Below are 10,564 nucleotides of genomic sequence, written 5' to 3'. Positions count from 1 at the left end.
CAGGCGCCTGGCCGGCGAGGTCAGGAGAAGTGGCGGCGGAGGCGGTCGAGCGGGTTGGAGGGGGCGGGCTCGTCCTGGGCCTCGGAGAGGGGCGGGGCCTCGGAGGGGGGGGCTGTCTGGGCGGCGGGTCTGGGTTTCTTCGGCTTGGGGGGCGCCATGCGCAGGGCCACCGCGTTCATGAAGCCCGCGTCGTCGCCGGCGGCGAGCTTCGCGGCCCCGTCCGAACAGCCGCGCAGCATGTCGTCGAGCCATTGCGCGTCGTACTTGGAGAAGTCGTGGAGCACGTAGCCCGAGACCAGCTCCTTGCGGCCGGGGTGGCCGATGCCCATGCGGACGCGGGCGTAGGCCTCGCCGCAGTGCTGGTGGATCGAGCGCAGGCCGTTGTGGCCGGCATGGCCGCCGCCGTGCTTCACGCGCAGCTTGCCGGGGGCGAGATCCAGTTCGTCGTGGAAGACCACCACCTCGGCGATTTCGATCTTGTGGAAGCGCAGCGCGGCGCCGACGGACTGGCCCGACAGGTTCATGTAGGTCTGCGGCTTGAGCAGCAGCGCCTTCTCGGCGCCCAGGCGGCCCTCGGCGAGCAGGCCCTGGAACTTCTCGCGCCACGGCGAGAAGCCGTGATCCTCGGCGATGCGGTCGAGGGCCATGAAGCCGATGTTGTGACGCTGTTTGGCGTGCTCGCGACCGGGATTGCCGAGACCGACGAAGAGCAGCATGGCGGGGGTCTCCTGGTGCGTAGGGGGCCTGTGGGGGTCAGGTAACCCGGCGGACGCGGGCTGGGCAAGCGGGGAGGCCGCTGCGGGAGCTCGCCGGAGAACAGGCGCTCGGGGCCTGGGGCGGGTGTGGCGCCGGGGCGTGTGCGATCGAGGTTGCGCGGGCGGGGAGGGGGGAGGCGCGGCGAGGGCGCGGCGCGCGCAGACGGGACGCGGCGTGCGATCGAGGCTGGCGGGCGGGCGGGCGGTGTCGTATGGGGCGCGGATGACCGAAGATGACGACATCCCCCTCGAGGCGGGCGCGCGCCCCGTTCTGCGGCTGAAACCCAAGGCCGGACGGCGCTTCTTTGCGGGCGCGCCCTGGGTCTACCAGGACGAGCTGGTCCTGGACCGCCGCACCCGCAAGATCCCCGCCGGCGCCGTGGCCGAGCTGCAGGACGCCGAGCGCAAGCCGCTGGGGCTGGTGGCGGTGAACCTCGAGAGCGGCATCTCGGGCCGGCTGCTGGACCGCGATCCGGGCGCCGAGATCGACGGCGCGTGGCTGCGCACGCGGATCGCGCGCGCGCTGGCGCTGCGCGAGCGGCTGTTCGACACGCCCTTCTACCGGCTGATCCATGCCGAGACCGACGGCCTGCCGGGCGTGATCGTGGATCGCTTCGGCGACGCCTGCGTGATGCAGCCCAACGCCGCCTGGGCCGACCAGCGCGCCGAGGAGATCGCGCAGGCCCTGCGCGAGGTGACGGGGGTGAGCACGGTGATGCTCAACGCCGGTTCGCGCGCGCGCGGGCTCGAGGGACTGACGGGCGAGACCCGGCTCATTTCGGGCGCGCTCGAGGGGCCGGTCGAGGTGCCGATGAACGGCGCCGTCTACCTCGCCGACCTGCTGGGGGGGCAGAAGACCGGGCTCTATTTCGACCAGCGGCCCAACCATGCGTTCGTCGCGCGGCTGTGCCGGGGGGCGCGGGTGCTCGACGTCTTCTCCCACGTGGGGGGGTTCGCGCTGGCCGCGCTGGCGGGGGGCGCGGACTCGGCGCTGGCGATCGACGGGTCGGAGCCGGCGCTGGCGCTGGCGAGCGAAGGCGCGCGGCGCTCGGGCTTCGAGGGGCGGTTCTCGGTCCGGCGCGCGGACGCGTTCGACGCGCTGACCGAGCTGGGCGAGGCGGGTGAGCGCTTTGACGTGGTGATCTGCGATCCGCCGGCCTTCGCGCCCTCGAAATCGGCGCTGCAGAACGGGCTGCGGGCCTATGCGCGGGTGGCCAGGCTGGCCGCGCGGGTGACGGGGCCGGGCGGGTACCTGACGCTGTGCTCGTGCTCGCACGCCGCCGATCCGTCGGCCTTCCGCGCCGCCTGCGTGCGCGGGATCGAGCAGGCCGGCCGCCAGGCGCAGCTGCTGCGCGCCGGCGAGGCGGGGCCCGATCACCCCGAGCATCCGGGGCTGGCCGAGACCTCCTATCTCAAGGCGCTGACCTACCGTCTGGACGGATGACGACGCGGGTCTTCCTCGACGCCTGCGTGCTGTTTCCGCCGCTGGTGCGGGGGTGCCTGCTGTCGGCTGCGGCCGAGGATCTGGTCGCGCCGTGCTGGTCGCCGGGCGTGGTGGGGGAGTGGGCCCATGCGGTCGCGCGCGACCATGGCCCGGACGCGGCGGCCGCCGTGCGGGCCGAGGCCGAGGCGATGGCCGTCCGCTGGCCCGAGGGGCTCGCCAGCGCCGCGCCGGGCGAGGGGCCGGTGCAGGGCCCCGAGGCCGGCGCGCCGGGGCCCGAGCCCGGCTTCACGCTGCCCGATGCGGGCGACGTGCATGTGCTGTCCGCGGCGCTGGCCGCGCGCGCGGACCTGCTGGTCACCTTCAACCTGCGGGACTTTCCCGCCCGCAAGCTTCGCGAGATGGGCCTCGCTCCGATCCATCCCGACGCGCTGTTGTGGGAGCTGGGGGGGCGCGAGCCGCAGGCGATGGGCCGCGCGCTGGCCCGCGCGCTGCGCCCGTTTCCCGCGCTGTCGGGCGCGGCCGAGGCGGCAGGCGGGCTGAAACGGGCGCGGCTGCCCCGGCTCGCCAAGATGGTCAGACGGGGCGAGATCGCGCCGGCGCGCTGAGCCCTCACGCGATCAGACCGCGGCGGGGGCTGCGGGGGCGAAGGCGCGGTCGGCCACCCGGCGGATGAACTCGGCCGTCTCGTCGGGCGCGGTGATCGGCAGCATGTGACCGCGCCCCTCGAGCAGCGTCCAGTCGAGGTGGGGCAGGCGGGCGACCAGCGCCTCGCCCTGTTCCTTGTGGTCGAGAAGCGCGTCCTGGTCGCCGTAAAGGACGCCGCCGGGCAGGGCGATGCTCTCCCAGCGGGGCGACAGCGCGCCGATGTCGCCGGCGGCGACGAAATCGGCCGAGGTGGCGACGAAGGCCCGGGGGCGCAGGCCCAGCACGCCGCCGCCGCGGGTGACGAAGTCGTCGGGCGCAGGCTCGGGCGCGAAGATCGTCTGCAGCGTCGCCTCGGCGTATTTCCTGGCCATCGGCACCGCCACCGTCCAGGCGATGGCCCGGCGGACGAGGGGATTGCCGACCCCCAGTCCCGCGAACGCCTCCGAGACCTTGGCGGGCGGGTGCGTCAGCGGCGCCACCAGCGCGAAGCCCGAGAGCTTCTCGGGATGCTCCAGCGCCAGCGCCAGCGTCACCGCGCCGCCCAGCGAGTGGCCCGCGACCAGCGGCCGCTCGATCCCCTCGGCGTCGAGGAAGTCGACGATCATCCGCGCCTGGGTCGAGAGGGCCGCGTGGGCGTCGCTCTCGCGCTCGGAATATCCGCAGCCGGGGCGGTCGATGGAGATCACCCGGTAGGCGGGGGCCAGCCGCTCGGCCACCGCGTAGGTCCAGTTGCGGAACTGGCCGCCGAGGCCGTGGATCAGGACGATCGGCGGGCCCTCGCCGCTCTCGACCCAGTGGATCGCGCCGCCGGGGACCCGGGTGGTCTTGCCGATCCGGGGGGCGGCCGCCTCGGCCTGCCGCTGGCCGCGCTTCAGGCGCGCCACGTGCAGGCCCAGCAGCCCCGCCGCCACCAGCAGCGCCAGGATGATCCACTCGCCGATGCCCATGTCCCGATCTCCCTGTCCTTGCTCCTGCGCCAAGGGGCCGCGAAGCGGACCGGCGCGTCAAGGATTCCTCCAGGCTTTTGCTGCGCTGCAGAAGCGGGGAAGGCCGCTTGATCTTCGCGCCAGCGAGGGGCAGGGTTCGCGCCAAACGACATACCGGGAGGAATGCGATGTCGCAGGGAGCAATCGCCGGACGCATGCAGGGCAAGCGCTGCATCGTCACGGGAGGGGCCCAGGGCTTCGGCGAGGGCATCGCCGAGCGCTTCGCGGCCGAGGGCGCGACGGTCGCCATTCTCGACATCCAGGAGGGCAAGGCCGCCGAGGCCGCCGGCCGCATCGGCCAGGGGTCGTTCGCGGTGGGCTGCGACGTCTCCTCGCGCGCCTCGGTCGCGCAGGCCTGGGAGGCGTGCGAGGCCAAGATGGGCGGCGTCGACGTGCTGGTGAACAACGCCGGCTGGTCGCACCGCAACCAGCCCGCGCTGGAGACCACCGAGGAGGAGTTCGACCGCGTTTACGCGGTGAACGTCAAGCAGATCTGGAACTTCTGCCAGGTGGCGATCCCGGCCTGGCGGGGCCTCGGCGGGGGGGTGATGCTCAACATCGGCTCGACCGCCGGGATCCGGCCGCGGCCGGGGCTGAGCTGGTACAACTCCACCAAGGGCGCGGTGAACCTGCTCTCGCGCAGCCTGGCGGTGGAGTTCGCGCCCGAGAAGATCCGGGTCAACTGCCTCGCCCCCGTGGCCGGCGAGACCCCGCTGCTGGCGACCTTCATGGGCGAGGACACGCCCGAGAAGCGCGCGGCCTTCCGCGCCTCGGTGCCGCTGGGCCGGCTCTCGACCCCGCGCGACATCGCCAACGCCGCGCTTTACCTGTGCTCGGACGAGGCGGACTTCATCACCGGCGTGGTGCTCGAGGTCGACGGCGGGCGCACGATCTGAACGCCGGCCCCCAGTCGGGGCCAGTTCCATCCCGGCCCCGGGTGGGGGCCGGTTCGACGTCGGGCCGCAGCCCAAACGCGCGGCCCGCGAAACGGGAGGAGAGCGACATGAAAAGCTATTGCGTGGTCGAGTGGCACAAGCCCTTCGAGATGATCGAGCGCGAAGACCCCACGCCGACCGGGCGCGAAGTGGTCGTGCGCGTGCGCCGCTCGGGCGTGTGCCACTCGGACGTCCACATCTGGGAAGGCTACTTCGACTACGGCGACGGCCAGAAGTTCCGAATGGAAGACCGCGGCATGAAGCTGCCGCACACGCTGGGCCACGAGATCCTGGGCGAGGTGATCGCCGCGGGCCCCGACGTCGAGAACCCGCCGATCGGCCAGACCATGCTGGTGCACCCCTGGATTGGCTGCGGCGAGTGCCGCGCCTGCACCGAGGAGCGCGAGAACGACTGCGAGAAGATGCAGGCGCTCGGCGTGGCGCGCCCGGGCGGCTTCGCGACCCATGTGATCGTGCCTGACGCGAAGTTCCTGGTCGACATCGGCGACGTGGATCCGACCGTGGCCGCGCCCTATGCGTGCTCGGGCGTGACGGTCTACACCGCGCTCAAGAAGCTGCTGCCGATCCATGACGACGAGTGGCTGGCGATCATGGGCGCGGGCGGGCTCGGCCTTGCCGCGATCACCATCGCCAAGGCGATGGGCTTCAAGAACGTGATCTCGGTCGACATGGGGCAGGAGAAGCTCTCGGCCGCCGTGGACATGGGCGCGGACGAGACCATCGACGTCCGCGAGGAGGCCGACGCCCTCAAGGCGCTGCGCGAGAAGTCGAAGGGCAAGCTCCTGTCGGTTCTCGACACCGTGGGGATGGAGGCGACCTCGCAGCTCGGGTTCAACGGCCTGTCCAAGACCGGGCGCTATGTGATCGTCGGTCTGCACGGGGGCACCTTCAAGGCGCCGCTGCCCAAGCTGCCGCAGCTGTCGCTGACTGTCCGGGGCTCCTACGTCGGGTCGTGCAACGACCTCAAGGAGCTGATGGAGCTGGTAAAAGCGGGCAAGGTGAAGTCGGTTCCGATCACCGTGCGTCCGCTGGAAAAGGCCTACGACACCATCGTCGATCTCGCCGAGGGCAACGTCGTCGGCCGTGTGGTTCTGACCACGGAAGACTGATCCGCGGGGGCCGCATCGGCCCTTCCGCAAGGACGGGATCGGGGGCCGAAACCCCCTTCGTCACCGAAGCGTTGCGCGGCCGCCACGGCCGCGCATTTTTTTTCGATTAACAAATTGCATTTCAAACAAGGCCTTGGCCGCGGCGATGTCGGATTCCGCGCCTTGGAACAACGGCGCCGGTTTGACGGCGAATGCGGCGGAACTAAATGGCTTTGTAAGGTTCACGTAGAGAGGGTGTCATGGATAAGATCGAAGCGTTTTTCCTCAGTCTTGGCACGGTTGCCGGGCCTGTGATGACGCTGGTCGCCATGGCGATGCTCATCGTCGGGTGACCCCGTCGGACCGGCGAAAGTCGGGCTGACACCGGGCCCGTCGCCTCCTCTTGGGCGACGGGCCCATTCATTTTCGGGGCCGACCCTTGCCCTCGTCCGCCCCTCAGCGTTCCAGCGACCAGAGGTCGTGGTGATGCTCCAGCATCGGGTGCATCGCCACGCCTTGCGCGCCGGGCACGGCGTGACGCATCAGCGTGCGCCAGTAGGGCTGGACGATCACCGCGGCCTCCTGCAGACGACGCTCGATCGCCTCCATCAGCGTGCGGCGCGTGTCGGGGTCGGGCAGGGCCAGCGCCTGGTCGAGCAGGGCGTCGAACTCGGGATCCGACCAGGCCGTCTCGTTCCAGGCCGCGCCCGAGCGGTAGGCGAGCGCCAGCGCCTGCACCCCAAGCGGACGCATGTTCCAGTCGGTGGCCGCGAAGGGAAACCGGGTCCAGCGCGCCCAGTAGTCGGGCCCGGTCATCAGCGTGCGGCGCACCTTGATGCCGGCGTCGCGAAGCTGGGCCGCGACCGCGTCCGCGGTGGCGCGCCGCCAGTCGTCGTCGATCGAGATCAGCTCATGCTCGAAATCCTGCATCCCCGCCTCGGCCAGCAGGCTGCGGGCGAGCGCGGGGTCCGCGCGGCGTCGGGGCAGGGGGAAATACTCGGGGTGCATCGGGCCGACGTGGTGGTTCTCGGCCGGGCGGCCGTGACCGGCATAGCCCAGCTCCAGCGCCACCTCGGGGTCGACCGCGGCCTGGATGGCGCGGCGCACGCGCAGGTCGGCGTAGGGCGCGCGGCCGTCCACCTCGGCGGCCACGTTCATCCGGCAGGTGATGGTCGCGGCCGAGGGGGTCTCCCACCGCGTCAGCCCCTGCGCGTCGAACAGCTCGACGAACTCGCCGGTGGACTCGTGGACCATGTCGAGCCGCCCGTCGCGGAACGCCGCCGCCCAGACCCGCGGATCGGCCCCCAGATCGTGATACTCGATCCGCTCCAGCGCCACGTTCCCGCCCCACCACTCGCCGCGCTTGACCAGCACGGCGCGTTCGCGCGGGACGATCTCCTCCAGCCGGTAGGGGCCGGTGCCGACGGGGGCGGCCGAGAGGTCGCCGCCCGCCGCCTCGAAGCCGCGATGCACGATCAGCGCGGGATAGTCTGCGAAACTGGGGATCAGCGTCACGTCGCCCATGCGAAGGGTCAGGCGCAGGGTGTAGTCGTCGAGCCGCTCGATCGCGCCCTGCGCGGCCTCGCCGGTCTCGGGGTCGATCAGGGCGGCCATGCGCGAGGCCATCGAGTTCCCGGGCGCCCCCGCCTGGCACCAGCGGCGCAGGTTGAACTCGACGTCGCGCGCGTCGAACGGGTCGCCGTTCGACCACCTCACCCCGCGGCGCACGTTCAGCTGGCAGGCGCGGGCGTCGTCCGAGACCTCCCAGCTTTCCAGAAGCCAGGGCTCGAACACGAAGTCGGCCGAGTAGCGGACCAGCGGCTCGATCAGGCCTCGGGCGACGTTGCCCATCTCCGAGCCGTCGAAGGCGCGCGGGTCGACCACGGGCTTGACCGGCATCTGGCAGCGCAGCGTCTCGCCCGAGACCGCGGCCTGGGCCCGCGCGCGGGGGACCGGCAGACCGATCAGCCCGTGGGCCATGGCCGCCGAGGCGCCCAGCGCGGTCGCAAGCCCCAGGAACTCCCGCCGATCCATGCGCCCGGCCCTGGTTTCGCGCGCCCAGGCCGGCAGGGCCGGATGCAGGCGGCGCGCGGGGCGGGCGGGGTCGGGGGCGTCAGGCATGGGCGGGCTCCGGCCGGGTGCGGGGCGGCGGGACGCGAGCCCCGGCGCGGGATCGGGCTGAGGGGTCCGCGCGCACGCGGGATCCTTGCGGCCGCGCATCGAGCGTGGCGCAGCCGTGGCGCGTCTTCAACAGCGGTGATGAACATGGGTCGCGTTCCCGCCGAGGCGAGGGCGCGTCGACCCGAAGCCGGGCGCGGCGTGACCCGCGGGCCACGCAAGGCGCAAGCATGGGGCGGCGGGGCGGCGCCCCTTCAGTCCCGCCCGGCCTCTCCGCCCGTCAGCCCCGGCGGCGTCGCCGGCGGCCCCCGCCCTCGGCCCCGCCTCCCCCGCCGCCGCCCCACGTGACGGAGGGCAGCGTGGCGACCTTGGCCAGCTGCGGATAGGCGGCGGTCTTGTGGGGGATCGCCATGGCGCCCACGAAATGCTCCTGGAAGCGGGGCTCGATCGCGGTCTCGATCTTCTCGATCCGGCGGACCACCTGCTCGATCTCCCGCCGCGCGCCCCGGTTGAGCAGCGCGATGCGCGCGCCGGTGCCCGCCGCGTTGCCGGCCGAGGTGACCTTGTCGACCGCGCAGTCGGGGATCATCCCCAGCACCAGCGCGTGCAGCGGGCTGATATGGGCCCCGAAGGCGCCGGCGAGGACCACGCGGTCCACCGTCTCGACCTCCATGCGGTCCATCAGCAGCTGCGCTCCCGCGGTCAGCGCCGCCTTGGCAAGCTGGATCGCGCGCACGTCGTTCTGGGTGACCGAGACCAGCGGCCCTCCCTCGGCCCGGCCGTCGTGCAGCACATAGGCCCAGGTGCGCCCGTCGGCCACGCAGCGGGACGAGCCGACCTGCTCGGCCGAGCCGATCACCCCGTCCTCGTCGATCACGCCGGCCATGCGCATCTCGGCGAGGATCTCGATGATGCCCGAGCCGCAGATGCCGGTGATGCGCGAGGCGTCGAAGCCGGCCTCGTCCGACCAGGCCTCCTGCCCGATGATCCGGAAGCGGGGCTCCCTGGTGGCGGGGTCGATGCGCACCCGCTCGACCGCGCCCGCCGCGGCGCGCTGGCCCGAGGAGATCTGCGCCCCCTCGAAGGCGGGGCCCGTGGGCGAGGAGCAGGCGAGCACCCGATGCTTGTCGCCGAGCTGGATCTCGGCGTTGGTGCCCACGTCCACGATCAGCACCAGGTCCTCGGAGGTGTGGGGGGATTCCGAAAGCGCCACGGCGGCCGCGTCCGCGCCCACGTGGCCCGCGATGCAGGGCAGCAGGTAGACCTGCGCGTCGGGGTGGATGTCGAGCGAAAGCTCGGCCGCCCCGCAGCTGATCGCGTCCGAGGTGGTCAGCGCGAAAGGCGCCCAGCCGAGCTCCACCGGGTCGATGCCCAGCACCAGGTGGTGCATCACCGGGTTGCACACGATCACCGTCTCGAGGATGTCGGCGGGCTCGGCGCCGGCCTCCTTCGCGGTCTCGGCCAGAAGGTCCGCCAGCGCCTTGCGGACGGCCTTCGTCATCTCCTCGGCCCCGCCGGGGTTCATCATCGAGTAGCTGACCCGGCTCATCAGATCCTCGCCAAAGCGGATCTGGGGGTTCATCACCCCGCCCGAGGCGCCGACCTCGCCGGTCTGCAGGTTGGCGAGATGGCAGGCGATGGTGGTCGAGCCGAGGTCGATGGCCGCCCCCCACACGGGCTTTTCGCGCAGCCCGGGCCAGACCTCGAGGATCCGGGGGGGCGCGCCCTCGGCCGGGGTGTGGACGGCGGCGGTGACCTTCCACTCGCCCTCGCGAAGGGCCTTCTGCAGGCGGTGCAGGAGGGGGAGGGTGGCGGTTGCGCCCTCGACCCCCCACTGCTCGGCGAGGGCGGCGCACAGCCGCTCGAGGTCGCCCGAGGGGTGGTGCATGTCGGGCTCGGCCACCTCGACGAAATGCAGGCGGATGGCGGGGTCGAGGGTGATGTCGCGCGCCTCGGCGCGCTTGCGCACGATCTGGCGGTGGACCTGGGATTCCGGGGGCACGTCGATGACCACGTCGCCCTGGATGGTGGCCTGGCAGCCGAGGCGCCGGCCGTCGATCAGGCCGCGCTTGTCCTTGTAGCGCTGCTCGACCCGGTTCCACTCCGACAGCGCCTCGGGGCTGGAGACGACGCCGTGCTTGGAGAACTCGCCGAAGCTGGGGGCGATCTGGCAGCGCGAGCAGATGCCGCGGCCCCCGCAGACCGAGTCGAGGTCCACCCCAAGCTGGCGCGCGGCGGTCAGCACGGGCGTGCCGGCGGGCACCCGGCCGCGGCGGCCGGAGGGGGTGAAGATCACGAGAGGGTCGACGGGGGGGGCGTCGGTCATGTCCGCTCCGTTGGGCTGCTTCGGGTGGGAGTCCTAGACCGGGCGGGGGGCGGTTGCGAGCCCCCGGGCGACGGTTCGCGGAACGGACGCGCCCTGCGGGCGGGCCTGGCTGCGGAGCGTGGGTGGGGAGCGGGCGCCAGTGTCGAGAGGGCGGGAGCCTCCAACGGAGCTCCTGACTCACCCAAGAACAGGGCCGCGCCTGTCCTCCGAAGCCGTCCGTCGCTGTTGATGCCTGAGCGACTCGCC

Annotated in this window: 8 protein-coding genes; 4 read left to right on the top strand and 4 right to left on the bottom strand. The window is 72.7% G+C overall.

From position 1 onward, the window contains the following. Positions 1-20: 20 nt before the first annotated feature. On the bottom strand, positions 21-716 hold the full coding sequence (gene pth, locus AAC134_RS22660) for an aminoacyl-tRNA hydrolase (protein ID WP_339951876.1): 696 nt from the start codon (positions 714-716) through the stop codon (positions 21-23). A 262-nt stretch (positions 717-978) separates the two neighbouring features. Between pth and AAC134_RS22655 the strand changes: the two genes are divergently transcribed. Further along, positions 979-2,199, top strand: a complete 1,221-nt coding sequence (locus tag AAC134_RS22655) for a class I SAM-dependent rRNA methyltransferase (RefSeq protein ID WP_339951874.1) — start codon at positions 979-981, stop codon at positions 2,197-2,199. Continuing rightward, a complete protein-coding gene (locus AAC134_RS22650; protein WP_339951872.1) occupies positions 2,196-2,804 on the top strand; it encodes a PIN domain-containing protein in 609 nt (202 codons plus the stop codon). The genes AAC134_RS22655 and AAC134_RS22650 overlap by 4 nt, the downstream gene beginning before the upstream one ends. A 12-nt stretch (positions 2,805-2,816) precedes the next feature. Here AAC134_RS22650 and AAC134_RS22645 read toward each other — a convergent pair whose 3' ends face one another. Next, positions 2,817-3,791, bottom strand: a complete 975-nt coding sequence (locus AAC134_RS22645) for an alpha/beta hydrolase (protein ID WP_339951870.1) — start codon at positions 3,789-3,791, stop codon at positions 2,817-2,819. A gap of 167 nt (positions 3,792-3,958) precedes the next feature. Here AAC134_RS22645 and AAC134_RS22640 point away from each other — a divergent pair, with 167 nt between their 5' ends. Then, positions 3,959-4,726, top strand: coding sequence for a glucose 1-dehydrogenase (locus AAC134_RS22640; RefSeq protein WP_339951868.1), 768 nt, complete (start codon positions 3,959-3,961; stop codon positions 4,724-4,726). A 107-nt stretch (positions 4,727-4,833) separates the two neighbouring features. Beyond that, a complete protein-coding gene (locus AAC134_RS22635) occupies positions 4,834-5,895 on the top strand; it encodes an alcohol dehydrogenase (RefSeq protein WP_339951866.1) in 1,062 nt (353 codons plus the stop codon). Positions 5,896-6,330: 435 nt separating this feature from the next. Here the strand turns inward: AAC134_RS22635 and AAC134_RS22630 are convergent, their stop codons facing one another. Then, positions 6,331-7,995: an ABC transporter substrate-binding protein gene (locus tag AAC134_RS22630; protein ID WP_339951864.1), complete on the bottom strand. Its 1,665-nt coding sequence runs from the start codon at positions 7,993-7,995 to the stop codon at positions 6,331-6,333. A gap of 277 nt (positions 7,996-8,272) precedes the next feature. Beyond that, positions 8,273-10,318, bottom strand: coding sequence for an ASKHA domain-containing protein (locus AAC134_RS22625; RefSeq protein WP_339951862.1), 2,046 nt, complete (start codon positions 10,316-10,318; stop codon positions 8,273-8,275). Positions 10,319-10,564 lie beyond the last annotated feature (246 nt).

The organism is uncultured Albimonas sp. (assembly GCF_963977235.1).
In the GTDB taxonomy this organism is placed as follows: Bacteria; Pseudomonadota; Alphaproteobacteria; order Rhodobacterales; family Rhodobacteraceae; genus Albimonas.
This window is presented reverse-complemented; position numbering and strand designations above follow the sequence as displayed.

Coding starts and splice junctions, on each gene's coding strand:
- AAC134_RS22650 (WP_339951872.1), top strand. CDS start 2,196: ATGACGACGCGGGTCTTCCTCGACGCCTGCGTGCTGTTTCCGCCGCTG.
- AAC134_RS22625 (WP_339951862.1), bottom strand. CDS start 10,318: ATGACCGACGCCCCCCCCGTCGACCCTCTCGTGATCTTCACCCCCTCC.
- AAC134_RS22645 (WP_339951870.1), bottom strand. CDS start 3,791: ATGGGCATCGGCGAGTGGATCATCCTGGCGCTGCTGGTGGCGGCGGGG.
- AAC134_RS22635 (WP_339951866.1), top strand. CDS start 4,834: ATGAAAAGCTATTGCGTGGTCGAGTGGCACAAGCCCTTCGAGATGATC.
- AAC134_RS22630 (WP_339951864.1), bottom strand. CDS start 7,995: ATGCCTGACGCCCCCGACCCCGCCCGCCCCGCGCGCCGCCTGCATCCG.
- pth (WP_339951876.1), bottom strand. CDS start 716: ATGCTGCTCTTCGTCGGTCTCGGCAATCCCGGTCGCGAGCACGCCAAA.
- AAC134_RS22640 (WP_339951868.1), top strand. CDS start 3,959: ATGTCGCAGGGAGCAATCGCCGGACGCATGCAGGGCAAGCGCTGCATC.
- AAC134_RS22655 (WP_339951874.1), top strand. CDS start 979: ATGACCGAAGATGACGACATCCCCCTCGAGGCGGGCGCGCGCCCCGTT.